General features: G+C 64.3%; 14 protein-coding genes and 2 pseudogenes. 7 read left to right on the top strand and 9 right to left on the bottom strand.

Going from position 1 to position 15,588, the window contains the following annotated elements:
• Nucleotides 1-15: 15 nt before the first annotated feature.
• From U4012_RS02870 to U4012_RS02850, 5 genes are all read left to right on the top strand, one after another.
• Nucleotides 16-993: a chromate resistance protein ChrB domain-containing protein gene (locus tag U4012_RS02870; protein WP_321796044.1), complete on the top strand. Its 978-nt coding sequence runs from the start codon at nucleotides 16-18 to the stop codon at nucleotides 991-993.
• On the top strand, nucleotides 990-2,168 hold the full coding sequence (locus U4012_RS02865) for a chromate transporter (RefSeq protein WP_321796042.1): 1,179 nt from the start codon (nucleotides 990-992) through the stop codon (nucleotides 2,166-2,168). The genes U4012_RS02870 and U4012_RS02865 overlap by 4 nt, the downstream gene beginning before the upstream one ends.
• Nucleotides 2,169-2,234: 66 nt before the next feature.
• The gene (locus U4012_RS02860; protein WP_044847518.1) at nucleotides 2,235-2,663 is read left to right on the top strand and encodes a chromate resistance protein ChrB domain-containing protein; all 429 of its coding nucleotides are present in this window, start codon (nucleotides 2,235-2,237) and stop codon (nucleotides 2,661-2,663) included.
• Nucleotides 2,650-3,906, top strand: a complete 1,257-nt coding sequence (locus U4012_RS02855) for an MFS transporter (protein WP_321796038.1) — start codon at nucleotides 2,650-2,652, stop codon at nucleotides 3,904-3,906. The genes U4012_RS02860 and U4012_RS02855 overlap by 14 nt, the downstream gene beginning before the upstream one ends.
• Before the next feature lie 95 nt (nucleotides 3,907-4,001).
• Nucleotides 4,002-5,087 carry a YncE family protein gene (locus tag U4012_RS02850; protein WP_321796036.1) on the top strand — a complete coding sequence of 362 codons (1,086 nt, stop codon included), beginning with the start codon at nucleotides 4,002-4,004 and terminating at the stop codon, nucleotides 5,085-5,087.
• A gap of 266 nt (nucleotides 5,088-5,353) precedes the next feature.
• Here the strand turns inward: U4012_RS02850 and U4012_RS02845 are convergent, their stop codons facing one another.
• Nucleotides 5,354-7,435 carry a hypothetical protein gene (locus U4012_RS02845; RefSeq protein ID WP_321796034.1) on the bottom strand — a complete coding sequence of 694 codons (2,082 nt, stop codon included), beginning with the start codon at nucleotides 7,433-7,435 and terminating at the stop codon, nucleotides 5,354-5,356.
• A gap of 239 nt (nucleotides 7,436-7,674) precedes the next feature.
• On the opposite strand from U4012_RS02845, the gene U4012_RS02840 reads away from it, so the two are divergent.
• Complete coding sequence (locus U4012_RS02840; RefSeq protein WP_321796032.1) at nucleotides 7,675-8,793, top strand: helix-turn-helix transcriptional regulator; 1,119 nt, start codon at nucleotides 7,675-7,677, stop codon at nucleotides 8,791-8,793.
• Nucleotides 8,794-9,306: 513 nt separating this feature from the next.
• On the opposite strand, the pseudogene U4012_RS02835 reads toward U4012_RS02840, so the two are convergent.
• From U4012_RS02835 to U4012_RS02815, 5 genes and pseudogenes are all read right to left on the bottom strand, one after another.
• Nucleotides 9,307-9,435: pseudogene (locus tag U4012_RS02835) on the bottom strand (IS256 family transposase); the annotation flags it as partial.
• A gap of 204 nt (nucleotides 9,436-9,639) precedes the next feature.
• On the bottom strand, nucleotides 9,640-10,932 hold the full coding sequence (gene fabF / locus U4012_RS02830) for a beta-ketoacyl-ACP synthase II (protein WP_321796030.1): 1,293 nt from the start codon (nucleotides 10,930-10,932) through the stop codon (nucleotides 9,640-9,642).
• Nucleotides 10,933-11,109: 177 nt separating this feature from the next.
• The gene (locus tag U4012_RS02825) at nucleotides 11,110-11,436 is read right to left on the bottom strand and encodes a hypothetical protein (RefSeq protein ID WP_321796028.1); all 327 of its coding nucleotides are present in this window, start codon (nucleotides 11,434-11,436) and stop codon (nucleotides 11,110-11,112) included.
• 57 nt (nucleotides 11,437-11,493) lie between these two features.
• The gene (locus tag U4012_RS02820) at nucleotides 11,494-11,751 is read right to left on the bottom strand and encodes an acyl-homoserine-lactone synthase (RefSeq protein WP_321796026.1); all 258 of its coding nucleotides are present in this window, start codon (nucleotides 11,749-11,751) and stop codon (nucleotides 11,494-11,496) included.
• A gap of 403 nt (nucleotides 11,752-12,154) precedes the next feature.
• Nucleotides 12,155-12,538, bottom strand: coding sequence for a DUF4902 domain-containing protein (locus U4012_RS02815; protein WP_124668486.1), 384 nt, complete (start codon nucleotides 12,536-12,538; stop codon nucleotides 12,155-12,157).
• A gap of 580 nt (nucleotides 12,539-13,118) precedes the next feature.
• Between U4012_RS02815 and U4012_RS02810 the strand changes: the two genes are divergently transcribed.
• Nucleotides 13,119-13,781 carry a LuxR family transcriptional regulator gene (locus U4012_RS02810; RefSeq protein WP_321796022.1) on the top strand — a complete coding sequence of 221 codons (663 nt, stop codon included), beginning with the start codon at nucleotides 13,119-13,121 and terminating at the stop codon, nucleotides 13,779-13,781.
• Between the two features lie 92 nt (nucleotides 13,782-13,873).
• On the opposite strand, the pseudogene U4012_RS02805 reads toward U4012_RS02810, so the two are convergent.
• From U4012_RS02805 to U4012_RS02795, 3 genes and pseudogenes are all read right to left on the bottom strand, one after another.
• Nucleotides 13,874-13,993, bottom strand: a pseudogene (locus U4012_RS02805) (IclR family transcriptional regulator); the annotation flags it as partial.
• A gap of 32 nt (nucleotides 13,994-14,025) precedes the next feature.
• Nucleotides 14,026-14,829 (bottom strand): transglutaminase family protein, encoded by an 804-nt coding sequence (locus tag U4012_RS02800; protein ID WP_321796020.1) that lies wholly within the window; start codon nucleotides 14,827-14,829, stop codon nucleotides 14,026-14,028.
• 8 nt (nucleotides 14,830-14,837) lie between these two features.
• The coding region (locus U4012_RS02795) for an alpha-E domain-containing protein (RefSeq protein ID WP_321796018.1) at nucleotides 14,838-15,588 on the bottom strand (751 nt) is incomplete at its 5' end.

The raw sequence follows: 15,588 nt of genomic DNA, 5'->3' as shown, positions 1-15,588 counted from the left end.
AGTAGCATTTGCTACATGAATTCACTCACGACCTGGTCGCTCCTCGTGCTGACCCTTCCCACGCAGAACGCGACGGCGCGCATGCGGTTCTGGCGCGCGCTCAAGGCAAAAGGCTGCGCGGTGCTGCGCGACGGCGTCTACCTGCTGCCCCAGTCGGAAGCGCATGAACGGATGCTGCGCGAACTCGCGGACGCGATTGCCGACAGCGGCGGCAGCGCTCACCTGTTGCGCGCGCCGAGTCTCGATGCGTCGCAGGAGCGGGAATTCCGCGCGCTCTTCGATCGCGGCGAAGACGACGCCGCCTTTATCCAGGCCCTTGCGGACGCCCGCAAGACCCTCGCCGGACAGTCGGCCTCGGAACTGACGCGCTTGCTGCGCCGCATGCGCAAGGATTTCGACGCCATCCGTGCGATCGACTATTTCCCGGGCGACTCGGCCACCCGCGCCGAAGTCGCGTTGCAGGATTTCGTCGCGCTGGTCGACACCGTGCTGTCGCCAGGCGAACCGCACGCCGCGGACCGCGCGATCCGGCCGCTGGCGATCGGCGAATATCAGGGCCGCACCTGGGCGACGCGGCAGCGGATGTGGGTCGATCGCGTCGCCAGTGCCTGGCTGATCCGCCGCTTCATCGACGCACGCGCCCGCTTCGTCTGGCTCGCGTCGCCGGCGGATTGCCCGGCCGACGCGCTGGGCTTCGATTTCGACGGCGCGACGTTTACGCATGTCGGCGAGCGCGTGACGTTCGAGGTGCTGCTGGCGAGTTTCGGGCTCGACAACGACCCCGCGCTGATGCGGCTCGGCGAAATCGTGCATGCGCTCGACGTGGGCGGCCCCGCGGCGCCCGAAGCGATCGGCTTCGAGGCCGTGATGGCCGGCACGCGCCAGCAGGCAGAGAACGACGACCGGTTGCTCGAGCAGATGGGCGCCGTGCTCGACGCCCTGTACGCACACTTCACGTCGAACGGCAAAAACCACACCGCGGCCAGATCATGACCACCTCCCTCGCCACCACCGAACCGACCTACTCGCTTGGCCAGCTGGTCGCCTACATGCTGCGTCTCGGCACGTTCGGCTTCGGCGGGCCGGTCGCGCTCGCAGGCTACATGCGTCGCGACCTGGTCGAGCGTCGCGGCTGGATCACGGAAGCCGACTACAAGGAAGGGCTCACGCTGGCCCAGCTCGCACCGGGGCCGATGGCGGCCCAGCTCGCGATCTATCTGGGCTTCGTGCACTACCGCCTGCTCGGTGCGACGCTCGTCGGCTTCGCGTTCGTGCTGCCGTCGTTCCTGATGGTGGTTGCGCTCGGCTTCGCGTACTCACATTTCGGCGGGCTGTCCTGGATGCAGGCCGTCTTCTACGGCGTCGGCGCCGCGGTGGTCGGCATCATCGCGATGAGCGCCTACAAGCTCACGACGAAAACCGTCGGCCACGACAAGCTGCTCTGGGCGATCTTCGTCACGCTTGCCGCCGTGACCTTCATCACGGAATCGGAAATCGCGTGGCTGTTCGTGGTCGCGGGCCTGGTCGGCTGGCTGTGGCGTGCCCCGCCCAAGTGGCTGCAGCGCGGCGGGCTGAACGCGGTTGCCGCCGCCAACCTGCCGGCAGCCAGCGGCATATTGAGCGGCATCGACCTGCCGCAGCTCGTTCAGATCGGCGCGTTCTTCATGAAGGCCGGCGCGTTCGTGTTCGGCTCCGGGCTGGCGATCGTGCCGTTCCTTTATGGCGGCGTCGTCACCGAACATCACTGGCTGAACGACAAGCAGTTCGTGGATGCCGTGGCGGTCGCGATGATCACGCCCGGCCCGGTCGTGATCACGGTCGGCTTCATCGGGTATCTGGTGGCGGGCTTCCCGGGCGCACTCGTCGCCGCACTCGGCACGTTCCTGCCTTGCTATCTGTTCACGGTCATCCCCGCGCCTTACGTGAAGAAGTACGGGCACCGTCCGGGCGTCAAGGCGTTCGTCGACGGCATCACCGCCGCAGCCGTCGGGGCGATCACCGGCTCCGTCCTCGTCATCGCGAAACGCTCGATCGTCGACCTGCCGACCGCACTGCTCGCGATCGCGACCGTGCTGCTGCTGTGGCGTTTCAAGAAGTTGCAGGAGCCGGTCGTCGTCACGGCTGCCGCGCTCGTCGGGCTCGTGGCCTACCCGCTGCTCCATCATTGAGCCGCATTGCCGGGAGGCGGCCGTGACGCATCGGACGACGTTCGTCCGCCGTACAGGAGGCGTGCCGTGAAATGGATTACGCGCGAACGGCCGAAGGTCGACCGCATCGCATGTCCGTGGCTGATTGCGCGGTTCATCGACGATGCGCCGGAATTTCTCTACGTCCCGGGTCCGGACGTCCTGCGACTGGCGGACGAAACGGGCGCGGTGCCCTACGACGTGCCGGGCGTCGAGCTTGGCCACCATGGTGAACGCTGCAGCTTCGATGCGTTTCTCGACCGGTACCGGCTCGACGCCCCGGCGCTGCTCAAGCTCGCCGCGATCGTGCGCGGCGCCGATACCGGACGGCTCGATCTCGCGCCGGAATCGGCCGGGCTGTACGCGATCTCGATCGGCCTGTCCGGACACTTCGCCGACGATCACGAGCAACTGCGGCACGGCATGGTGATGTACGACGCGCTCTACGCGTGGTGCCGGCGTGATGCACGTCCCTAGCAGCCGCCGCGCGTCGACGCTCGCCAGCCGGATGCTGCCGGCGGGCGCGGACAAGGCCGCATGGCTGATCCTCGGCAGCCGCGGCATGCGCGGTTTCTGCGATGGATTCATTGCCGTGCTGCTGCCCGCGTATCTGCTGTCGCTCGGGCTGTCGCAACTGGATGTCGGCCTGATCGGCACCACGACGTTGACGGGTTCCGCCATCGCGACGATCGCGGTCGGCATGCTCGCGAGCCGCTTCACGCAGCGCCGCATGCTGACGCTCGCGGCGGCATTGATGGCGGCGACGGGCATCGGTTTCGCGAGCGTCTCCACGTGGTGGCCGCTGTTCGTCATCGCCTTCGCCGGCACGCTCAATCCGAGTTCGGGCGACGTCAGCGTGTTTCTGCCGCTCGAACAGTCGCGCCTGGCGCAAGCCGCCAACGGCGACGCTCGCACGGCGCTGTTCGCCCGCTACAGCCTCGTCGGGGCCGTATCGGCAGCGGTCGGATCCCTCGCGGCAGGCCTGCCGATCGCGGTTGCGTCACATACCGGAATCTCGACGCTGGGCGCGATGCGCGGCATGTTTCTGGTCTATGCGGCCACCGGTGTCGTCGTCTGCATGCTGTATCGGCGGCTGCCGCGCCAGACAGTTCGCGCTGCGCAGGCAGCGCCCCCGCTCGGCCCGTCACGCCCGATCGTCGTGCGGCTGGCGATGCTGTTCAGCGTCGACGCATTCGCGGGCGGTCTCGTCGTCAACTCGCTGCTGTCGCTGTGGTTGATGCAGCGCTTCGGGCTCTCGATCGCGGCTGCCGGCCAGTTCTTCTTCTGGGCGGGCCTGCTCTCGGCCGGCTCGCAGCTCGCGGCCGCGCCACTGTCGCGCAGGATCGGCCTGCTGAACACGATGGTGTTCACGCATATTCCGTCGAGCGTCTGCCTGATCGGCGCCGCGCTCGCGCCGTCGTTGCCGCTGACGTTGACACTGTTGCTGATGCGAAGCGCGCTGTCGCAAATGGATGTCCCGACCCGAACCGCCTATGTGATGGCGGTCGTCACGCCGGCGGAGCGACCGGCAGCGGCCAGTTTTACATCCGTCCCGCGCAGCCTCGCGGCCGCTGTCGCGCCGACCTTGGCCGGCGGCCTGTTCGGTCTCGGCTGGCTCGGTGCGCCGCTGGTCGCATGCGGCGCGCTGAAGATCGCGTACGACCTTTCGCTGCTCGCAGCGTTTCGCCACGTCGAACCGGACGACGGCCGGGCACGGTAATCGCGGCCACGGTCGAACAGCGAACGAGCGGGGGAACCATGCAAAGCGATGCCGCCGCCGTGCCAATGCGGTGGCGGCCGTCGCGGGAGGCAATCATGAAGGATCCTGGACGCTGGCGCTACGGCCTGCCGCTGCTCGTCGCGCTATTAGGCGGGCTCGGCACGTCGGGCCTGCCGATTCACCGGGTCTTCGCCGCGGGCGAAGGCGCCTCGACCGGCGCCCTGCCGCTGAAGCATGTCGCGGACATCGCGTTGCCGGGCCGCGCGACACGACTCGACTACGCAAGCCTGGACCCGAGCCGCAACCTGCTCTTCATCGCTCACCTCGGCGACGGCGAAGTGATCGCTTTCGATACGCATGCATCGCGCGTGACCGCCCGGATCGCAGGCGTATCGTCGGTACATGGCGTGCTTGCCGTGCCGGCGCTGTCGCGCATCTACGCGTCTGCGACCGGCTCCGACGAGATCGTCGCGATCGACGCCGCGACGCTGAAAATCGTCGCGCGCATGCCGGGCGGGCATTATCCCGACGGCATGGCCTATGCGGCCGACCTGCACAAGCTGTACGTATCCGACGAATACGGAAAAACGGAGACGGTCATCGATGTCCGGAGCAACCGGCGCGTCGCGACGATCCCGCTCGACGGCGAAGCCGGCAACACGCAGTACGACCCGGTTTCCCGACACATCTTCGTGAACGTTCAGACGCGGCGCCAGCTCGTCGAAATCGATCCGGCGACGGACCGTGTCGTCGACCGGTTCGACTTGCCGGGTGCGAAAGGCAATCACGGATTGCTGATCGAGCCGCGCGCCGGCCTCGCCTTCATCGCGTGCGAGGACAACGACGCGCTCCTCGTCTTCGATATGCGCGCACGGCACGTCGTCCGCACGTTCGACCTCGGCGGCGGCCCGGATGTGCTGGCGTTCGATTCGGCGTCGGACGTGCTCTATGTTGCGGGTGAAGCCGGCATCGTTTCGATGTTCAGCGTCCGGGGCCGGAGCGTTGCCAAGATCGGCGAAGGCCGGCTCGGGCCGAACGCGCACGTCGTCGCTGTCGATCCGGGCACGCATCGCTCGTATTTCCCGCTGAAGGATGTCGGCGGCCGGCCGGTGCTGCGCGTGATGGAAGCCGCGAGCGCGGCAAAACCGGCCGGCCCGGTGCCGCCGGGTGCAGGAACGTAACGGGCGCGCATGATCGGCGGCATCCGTCGTCGCGCAGTATCTCGTCCGGTTCGATTTGACACGATCGGCAGCCTGTCGGTTGTCGGCGCCGCCGCCGCGCGGCACGCCGAACCGATTCTCGCCAGCACGCCGCCCACGATCCGGTCGCGGCGTTCTCCGTCGAACGAAAACACGTCGCGCTCGGCCAGGCCGATCGTTGCCCGCCGGCGGGACGACGCATCGCCCCGCCGGCCGACGCTCGCCGGACGCATTCGCCCGGCTGCCTGTTACCGGTCGTACTCGAAGGCCTCGGTGAAGAGCGTGTCGACCGGGTCGGACCAGCTCAAGTTCACGAACGAGAAGTCCGCGCTGCCCGTCCAGCCGGCCACCGACGGGAACGCGACGCCCTGGTCGCCCGGCACGTTGAGCGTGACCGAGGCGCCCGGCTGGACCGGCGACGCCGATGCCGAACCGTTGACGAACGTCGCCGCCGGCTGCCCGGCCGCGGTTGCGCGAATCTGCACGTTGCCGCGTTTGACGAACGGCAGACCCGATTTCGACGTCCAGCCCAGCGGGAAGGTCGCGCCGCCCGCGAACGTGCTGGCGGAGCCCGGCGTCAGCTTGTCGCGCGTGGACTGCGCCAGATCGTGCCACGCGTACTGGCGCAGCGCGTCGGGCGACGGCGACGGCGTACGCAGCCGGACCGTGTAGTGCCGGGCCGGCGTCGACGTGTTGCCGTTCTGGTAGATGTCGATCGTATAGGCGCTGAACGGCTTGATGTCGGCCAGCTCCGCGGTGCTCAGTTGCGGCTTCGCCCATGCGGTATTGTTGCGCGGCGCGTCGCCGGGCCACGTGAACAGGCCCTGGTTGGCCGGATCCTGCGCGACGCCGGCCAGACGGAAGTTGTTGCGGCACTGCGGGTTCTTCGCCAGTGCGGCGAGTTGCGCCGGCGTCTGCCCGCTTGCGATCTGCGCGCGGATGTTCAGCGTGTCGCAGGTCCCGCTCGACGGCTGGAGAAACACGCCGTTGCGCAAGCCGGGGCCGTTGACGATCGCGAAGTCCACCGCGGTGCCGGCCGCGTCGACGGCACCCACCTGCAGGTTGAGCGAATCGACGAACGCGTTGGTCCCCGTCGACGGATTGGCCGGATTCAGCCAGTCCCACTTCTGTGCGTTCGCATTGACCTTGCTCAGCACCGCGCGCTGATTGCCGACCACGCGCCAGCCGGTATCGCCGTTCGCGAGACTGCCCGCCCGCACTGCAAGCTGTACATGCTGCTGCATGCCGTCGCGAATCCCGTCGCTGCGCGTCCACGCGAGCTTGACCCACATCGTGTCGCTGGCAACGACGCGGATGACTTCCGGCAGGCTGAAGCTCGCGTTGTTCATCGCATCGTCGGCCACGATGCCCGGCGTGCCGCCTGCCGGCGCGCCGAACTCCTGGTCGACCGACATCCCGTTGTTGAGGTACGCGGAAGGCACGCCTGCATTCAGCGCGCCGGACGCGACGTCGTCGACGAAGATCCGGCCGCATGCCGATACGCTGCCGCCCGTGCGCGCAGCGCCGGTCGAACCGGCGAAGCACTGGTTGAGCGCGCTCTGCAATGCCGCCAGATCGCTGGCGCTCGGCAGGTTCGACACCACCGCGCCATTGATGGTCGCGGCGGCCGGCAGGCTGGCCTTGTCGCTCGCCTGCGGCGCGACGCCGGGCGCGAGCTGAAGCTGCACCGGCGTATCGCTGGACGCGCCCGCCACCGAGCTGATCTGGACGCCGCCATCCGGCAGGACGTTGATCTTGATCTGGTCGAGCAGCCGGTCGAGACCCGGCGCGCCCGCCGTCAACGGGCCGGAAATCAGGTCGACGCCCGCATTGCCGGTGGCGGCCAGCAGGTCGGCCAGCGCCGACGAATAGGCTTGCACCGTGCTGGCGACGGCCTGGGCCGTGACCTTGCTTTGCAGCAAACCGGTGTCGGCCAGCAGCTTGGTCGGGTTGTCGCCGACGATCGTGGCGGCAATCGCGTTCGTGATCGGCGTGATGTTGATCGTCTGCGTGCCGGCCGTGGCACTGAGCGCGATCAGCGTGGCCTGCGAGTCGGCGACGTTGCCGTATGCGGACAACGCGAAAGGCGCGGTCAGGCCGGTCACCGTGCATTGAAACGCGCCGGTCGACGCATCGGCCGGGCAGTCGACCGCTTTGCCGGTCGCATCGACCAGTTTCACGGTGGCGGCCTGCATCGCGGCGCCGGCGGCCGCGACCCCGCTGACCGTCTGCGCGGCGGGCGGTGCGGGTGGCGAGGAGGAATCGCTGCCGCCGCCACAAGCCGACAGGACAAGCACTGCAATACCGGATACGACAGGTGTGAGTTTCATTGCGTTTCCCCCGAGCCCCTTCTGGTTGATGCGTGTCACATACATTGCGCGTGCACGCTGAATGGCGAGGATTCTCGCAAAGACGATTTTCTCGATCATCATTCAGGTGGATGAAAATCGGGAAATAACAGGGCATGAAATGCAAATAACCTGTGTTAGCCTGAAAAAAATTCGGTATTCGAAGCAATATCGTCAGACAAAATCAGAATACGAAGATCGCGAAGCGACGGGGTGAACACATGCAACGAGACCAACTCATCGGGGACCTCTATGAGGCCGCGCTGCATCCGGACGGTTTTCTGGAAGTTTTTCACCGGGTATCCGAATCGCTCGGCGCAGACGTATTTCACATGTTCAGTTGGGACGTCGCGCGCAATGCCCCGAAATTCTCGATCTATTCGCCGCGCGCGGAATTCGACGAGATCATCGCGCTCTACGATCAGTATTACGGCGCGCTCGATCCGCGCCGCGGCTTCGTCGAAAACGCACCGCTCGGCGAATTCGTTTGTTGTCAGGATCATCTGACCGAGCGCGACGTCGAACGCAGCGAGTTCTTCCAGGACTATCAGATTCCGTCGGGATTTCGCTACCTGATGGGGATTCGCTTCGCGCGCCCCGGCAGCGACAACATTCTGCTCGGGTTACTGCGCGCGCACGGCCGCACACCCTATTCTTCAGAAGAACGCGCGACCCTGACCGGTATGGCCGGGCATCTGCAGCGCTCGATCAACCTGTGGCAAGACGCGCGAGTGCTGCATCGCGACGCCACGCTCGGCGCCGAGCTGATGGAGGAGCTGGGCCTCGCCGTCTTTGCGCTGGACCGGCACGCGCGCGTCCAGTTCGTCAACCGGGCGGCCGAGTCGATGCTGCGCGCCACCACCTGCCTCAAGCTCGAGAACGGGCACCTGAGCGCGACGAGCGCGCCCCAAAACGAGGCGCTCAAGGCGGCGTTGGCGCGCGTCGCGAAGACCCGCAAGAGCGAGAGCCTTGCCCTGTCCGGCACGTTGGCCGCGGCGCACGAGATTTTTCTCGGCATCGCGGCATTGTCCGGACAGGCGCTCCATGCCACGTTCGGCGATGCGACGATACTGATCACGGTCAGGCGACGCAGCGGCGCCGCGCTCGTCGTCGCACAACAGCTTCGGCAATCGTTCGGCTTGTCGAGCGCCGAAGCCGCGGTCGCGGAAGCGTTGATCAGCGGCAAGACACCCGACGAATGTGCGGCGAGCGCCGGCGTGTCGCTTGCGACGGTTCGCAGCCAGTTGCGTGCGATCTATGAAAAGACCCACTCGCGGAATCAGGCTGAAGCGGTCGGTCGGATGCTGTGGGTCCTACCGCAACACAAGCGCACGAATTGATACGTCGAAACGGCGAGCGGGGCAGCGGTCAAAACGCTTTGGCATTTTTTAAGCTTGTCGGTGGAGGACATACGCGTTCCTTGAGCAGGATCTTGGCTGAACCCGATGAGAATTCGTCGGAACTCGGTGGTGCTGCTCAATCATTGGCGGCTATACGATGGACGCGATACTTCCTCGTCCCATGCAATTTGCATGGTTCGTTAGCCCCGGCAAGTTTCACGGCCATTGTCGGGGCCTTTTTTGATTTCAGTTCCTGTCCCACTCGCTCGCCGACGCGGCCATGCCGACCTCCGATCGGCTGTCGCGGAGCGCGACGGCGAGACGGCTGGTGTGCACACTCGCTGCACACATGCCGGCCATATTCCCGGTGTTTCAGGGTCGCTCCAATTGCCCCAATGGCGTCCGTTCCAGCAGGACGGCGAACAGATGAGTGCTCGGCCACGGCCAGCACGGCGGCCGGGGTGATTTGGTATGGGAGGTATCCGGAATTTCGTGTGTGAGGCGGGTTAAAACTCAGACTCCGACGCTGAGTCGTTCCGGGTAAAGCAATGCAAGCTGCGGCATCACGCTTCTCCAGGCGTGCCGGGAGCCTGTCCACTTGGCAACGACGTTGCGCAAGGCCAACCGGATCGGCACGAGCGCGTGCCGACATTTGCGCCTGCGGCGGATCCAGGCGTGGTGCGCGAGGCTGAGGGGCCGGACAGCACGTCTGGCGCACGGCTGGATCGGCCCGCGACTCACCATCGAACCGATGGGGCGCTGGCGGCGCCATAGCATGGCGTCGAACGCCAACTATTCGTAATACTTACGAAATCAGAAGCGTGCGCAAACCCTGTTGGTGTGCAGTCAATGCGACCCTGCTGATCTATCCGGCGGGTAGCGTTTAAACAGCACCGATGCATTGACGCCGCCAAACCCGAACCCGTTGGACAGTGCGATCTCGACGGGAACGCGCCGTGCGGAAGGCCCGATCAGGTCAAGTCCGGCCGCGGCTTCGTCGGGGTGCTCGAGATTCAGCGTTCCGGGCAACACGCCATCCCGGAGCGCGAGAATGGAAAACGCCGCTTCGATGGCGCCCGCCGCGCCGAGCAGATGCCCGGTTGCCGACTTGGTCGAGGAAATCGCCGGGCCGGCGCCCACGCCGAAGACAGTCTTCAGCGCCTCGATTTCGCCGGCGTCGCCGACCGGCGTCGATGTCGCATGCGCATTGACGTAGTCGACCTGCTCCGGGGCGATTTCGCCCATCGCCAGGGCCAGCTTCATCGCCCGCATGGCGCCGGATCCGTCGTCGGGACCGGCGGTCATGTGATAGGCGTCCGCCGTGGTTCCGTACCCGATGATTTCCGCGATCGGGCGGGCGCCACGTGCGAGGGCATGGTCCAGGGACTCGACCACGAGCATGGCCGCTCCCTCGCCCATGACAAATCCGTCACGATCGCGGTCGAACGGGCGCGAAGCGCGAATCGGCTGATCGCCGAAGCCGATCGACAACGCTCGCGCCGCCGCGAATCCGCCCAGGCTGACCTTGTCGAATGCCGCTTCGGCGCCGCCCGCCAGCACGACATCGGCCTCACCGGTCCGGATCATGCGCATCGCATCGCCGATCGCCTGCACGCTCGCCGCACAGGCCGTCACCGGACAGCCGAGGGGCCCACGGAACTGATGCTTGATCGAAATCTGGCCGGCCGCCAGATTCGAGAGAAAGAACGGAATGGTGAACGGCGACAACCGCCGCACGCCACGCGTCTCCCCGATCCTGACCGCCTCCGCCAGCCCGGGAAACCCACCGATGCCCGACGCTACGACCGTCGCTGTCCGCTCGCGCTGATGCTCGGCTTGCGGAGCCCATCCGGCTTCCGCGAGCGCCTCGTCTGCAGCGACCATCGCCATCTGGATGAAGCGGTCCATCTTCCTCAGCTCCTTGTTCGGCACCGAGAGTTCCGGATCGAAACCGCCGTCGGGATCGTCGGCCTTCCCCTGTACGGTCCCGCCGACCTTGGCGGGCAGTTCACCGACGATGTCGTCACCGAGCCGGCGAAGCCCGGAGCCGCCTCCGATCAGGCGCTGCCACACCAATTCCTTACCGCAACCCAGCGGGGACACAATGCCAATACCGGTTACCACCACTCGAAGCGTCATTTCACCTTCCCCTCACGGACCAGGACCAGCTGACCCACATCGTTAAAGCCGTTCATCTTCAGGCACACCTTTAGTAATGCTGTATTGCGCCGAGCCACTTCAGGAGAGAGCCGGAGCCGCCCGACTCGCGGCGGACCCTGGACCTTCCCGATGCGCGTCGCGAATTCGCTGCGCTCGTCAGAACGCGTGCGACACATGCGCACTGCGCGACATGTTGAGCGGCACGTCGTACTCCAACGCGTCGAGGTTCAGCGCTGCGCGCGTTTGTTGATCTATCTCGATCCAGAACGGCAAGGTCGGCTTGCCTTCGATCATTTGCGGCGGCGCAGCGCGATGCACATTGACGCCCATGCGCTTCAGAAGCCGTTCGTTGCCGAGCACGGAAAATGCGATGAGACGGTCGGCGCCATGTGCGTGCGCGACACGGACGATTTCGGACATCAGGGAGCGCGTGTTTTGCCACGATTCTTCCGCCGTCAACGGCTCGCCGCTCGGCATGCTCATTGCGAAGCGGGACAGTTCCCAAACATTGCGCGTACTGGGAAGGGAGGCACCGCCCATCTAATCCGGAAAAACCTCACCCAGCAGATAAGGCTCGTCGGTCGGCAACAACCGGCCGCAACCGACGATTTCGCCGCTGCGGTCGAAAGCGACGACATAAAGGGGGGCCGCGTGATCGAAGTCGTCAAATTCGATGCCATCGTCCGTAGGCAACGACCAGCCGAGTTCCTGTATGAAGACCTTATGCCGAAACTTCGCAAGTCGATACATCGTCTCGCGACTCAAATCAGCGCTTTTTCCCGACAATAAAGTCAGCATCGCGAATGCCCTCTCTCTTATCTTCAGAATTGTTAGGCGCGATTGGACCCGAAATTGAAAAGACAAAAAAGCTGCCCGAATGGGCAGGGGGGGGCAGGCGTCTGGACGAGACTCGTCGCGCCGAGTGCGACGGGACACTGCGACGGACAAACGGGGTTTTTTGGAATTCGACCGGCGATCGCTACGCGAGTCGGACGGAGGGACGATTCGGAGCGCGCTTGATCAGCGACGGCCCGAAGCAACCATCCCGAGCCACGGCGTCACGGCATAAATGATCGTAGCGGACATCGCGCCATTGCCAGTCCGATCAGGAAGATCAACGGAAATTGGCGGCGGCGCGGCACACAAGATTTGTCACGACGCGTAGGCCTTTTTAATCTAGTTATATTCACTGAACACGAAATCAGTGACCGGCGAAGATGGCCGATTCAAGTTCGCGTTGACGCGTTCCCGAGCACAGCCAGTTCTGGATCAACTCTTGGCTGTATTGCGCGCCGTAATCGTCACCGTTCATGTTGAGAAGCATGACGTTGCTGCTGACGTCGTCCTTCCCGACCTTCACCTCAGACTGGCCCACGGCCACATGCCATACGCAGCCGACGCTCACGGCCGGCCGCGTTTCGGTGCAGACCAGCTCGTAGTAGCCGGCATTGACGGCGCTAATGCCCTCGCCCCATAAATCATGCAACAAGTTCAGGGCTTGCTGGCACATATGTTGATGGAAGCGCAGCGCGTAGAACGCGGGCAAAGTCAATCGTACGTATCCGTCGTTCAGTTTTTTAGGCATGTCCGTTCTCTCGATGTGGCACCTGTTAAAATTGATACCGCATAGTTTGGCAAGATTCGCGGGGACCGGCTAGGCGCACACCCTTCCAACACTCGTGGCATGCCTGCTTGTGATTTGTGATAGCCGGTAGATCACGCGCCTGTTTTTTACGAATATCACAATCACCCGGAGAACACCATCGCATTATCAAGATGACGTACGGCCCCGTGAGCGGTGATTGCCTGACGGTGCTCGATCATTGTGCAATTCCAGGATTTTCGGACTCGTCGCAATTTTCGGCATCGAAACCTGGCTGATGTACGAATACGCATGCCGACATGCAAATTCCCCACCTCAATCGATCAATGGCGAGCGCGGACGCCACCTCGAAATCCGCCGCCGGATAACAATTCAGCACCCGACACCATGCTTGCCGCTCGATATCTCAAATCTTGACGACGATCCTTGAATAATTTATAAAAAATCGATCAGCGCACCAACCACGAAATACAGCCCCTTTAGGGACAAGATTGACCAAAAAGGTAATGATATGCAGGCCTGGAGAGAGAAGTATCTGAATGGATACGCCGAGGCAAAATCCGTGGCTGACGTGTTTCTGGAGTTCACGGCAGACGTGCGAGCACTCGGATTCGAGTACTGTTCGTTCGGTCTGCGCGTTCCGTTGCCGGTGAGTCATCCGCGGTTCATGCTGCAGTCCAACTATCCGGAGACGTGGGTCGAGCGCTATGTGAGCCAAAACTATTTTGCCGTCGATCCGACGGTCCGGCATGGGCTCAGTCAGCTGACACCCCTGATCTGGCGCGCCGACAGCCAGACACAAAACGTCGAATTCTGGGACGAAGCGGAGCACTTCGGCTTGCGCCACGGCTGGTGCATGCCATCCATCAGCCGCACTGGGGCGATCGGACTCGTGACCATGGTGCGATCGGGCGAGCCGATCGAGGAGAGTGAACTCGCGGAAAAGGGATACCAGATGTCATGGCTCGCGAACACCGCCAACTGCGCGATGAGCATGCATCTGCTCGCGCAGCTTGCGCCCGAATATGCCGTCGAGTTGACGGCACGCGAGCGCGAGGCGTTGCAATGGTCCGCCGCGGGGAAAACCTACTCCGAGATTGGCAAGATCATGTCTGTCGACGAGCGGACCGTGAAATTTCACCTCGTCAATGCGATGCGCAAATTGAATTCGGCCAACAAGACCGAGGCCGCGGTCAAGGCGGCAATGCTGGGGCTCTTGTTCTGACGTCATTTGCTTCGTCGCTCACTCGCTGAATAGCGAAGCAGCGCGTTGGTCCTGCTCACTGGGGGGCAAGGCGCGTTACAACCGGTAGCCGACGCCAGGCGTTCGAGAATGTCGAGACCCTTGTCGAGCACGGGTGCGCGATAGCAGTCGATAGCGTCGATCGAATCCGGCAAGTCGCAGCCCGATAGCAGGCTGCGGGTCGTTTGCGTCATCGGTGCGAGTACTGAAATTTCCGTCGATCGACTCACCGGGCCGACAGCGTGACCGCAATCTCCGCGGTCAGCGTTTCAGCGCCCGAGTTCGACTCGATGCAGGTGACCGGCGCGGCGCCGCAAGCGTCGATGCCAGTCGCGAGTTTCACGTAGTGTTCGTCGGGACAGAGATTGTTCGCCGGATCGAAGCCGATCCAACCGAGATGGTCGACATAGACTTCAGCCCACGCATGATCGATTGCCTGGATTCCGTCGTCGCCTATCAGATAGCCTGAAGTGAAGCGCGCGGGAATGCCGAGCCGACGGGCCACGGCGATGAATACATGAGCATGGTCGCGACAGGTCCCGTGGGAACCGATCCACGCAGCTTCTGCATCGGTGGCGTCGTCGCAATTCTCCGCCCCGGGTGCGAGACGATCGTGCACGATGTCCATCAACTCGTGTAGTTGCAGAAGACGGTTTTGCGTGCTCTTCAGAGCGGAGGCAAGCTCCATCAACGAGTCCCCGGGACGCGTGAGAGGCGACTCGCGCAGGAACAGCCACGGATTCGTACGATCGTCTGCAGTGCCGATCACACCATCCTTGCTGTGCGTCGTCACTTCGCCGCGTGAAACGATGACGATCTCCTTGTGGTCGTTCGGGTGACACACAAGGTCGACATGGTTGCCGAATCCGTCGACGTACGACAATGCCGGCTGCATGTCGTTTGCAAGCAATTCCCAGTGCCCGACCGTCTGACCGGGATTCGACGACGGTCGCAGTCGAAGGCGCTGCAATGCCAGCTGCAACGGCTCGTCGACGGTATAACGCAGGGTATGGGTGATCCCGATATGCATTGCAGTGCTCAATCGAAGTTGTAGGCCTGGGCGATTTCGAGCCCCAGTCGCTGGTTGCGCCGAATGAATCCGGTCAGGAACTCGTGCAGGCCGTTCTTGAAGACTCGTTCGATCGTACTGTCGGAAAGCATCGTGAGCGTCTGTGCGGCGGTGCCGTGGCACGCGTGAGCGATGCCATGCTCTTTCACGAGCAAGTTGAGACTCGACATGACGCGTCCGTAGCAATAGCGCAGCGAGCGCGGCATGCGGCCGTTCAGGACCAGGTAGTCGGCGATGTTCAGCGGCTTGTACTGCACACCGTACACCCAGCGGTACGAGTTGTTTGCCTCGACCGACCGCAGGATCGATTCCCAGTGGTTGGTATCGAGGATCGTGCCCACCTGCGACACCGACGGCAGCAGCAGGTGGTATTTCACGTCGAGGATCCGTGCGGTGTTGTCGGCCCGCTCGACGAACGCGCCGATCTGCGCGAAATCGAAGATCTCGTTGCGCAGCATCGTGCTGTAGAAGCTGCCGAGGATCAGCGCGGTTTCGCGCTTCACTCCGTCGAGCACCGCCGGCAGCCCGCTCTCCGGCACCGGCTGCGCGAGCGCCTGGCGCAGCGCGAGCCAGGCGCCGTTCACGCTCTCCCACGCCTCGCGCGTGAGCGCCGTGCGCACCATCCGCGCGTTCGAGCGCGCGGCCTCGATGCACGACAATACGCTCGACGGATTGTCGCGGTCTCGCAGCAGATAGTCGGTCACGGTATCGGCGGCATAG

Source organism: Burkholderia sp. BCC1988, assembly GCF_905339895.1.
Classification (GTDB): domain Bacteria; phylum Pseudomonadota; class Gammaproteobacteria; order Burkholderiales; family Burkholderiaceae; genus Burkholderia.
Note: the sequence above shows the minus strand (reverse complement) of the source record. Positions and strands in the feature narration are given on the sequence as shown.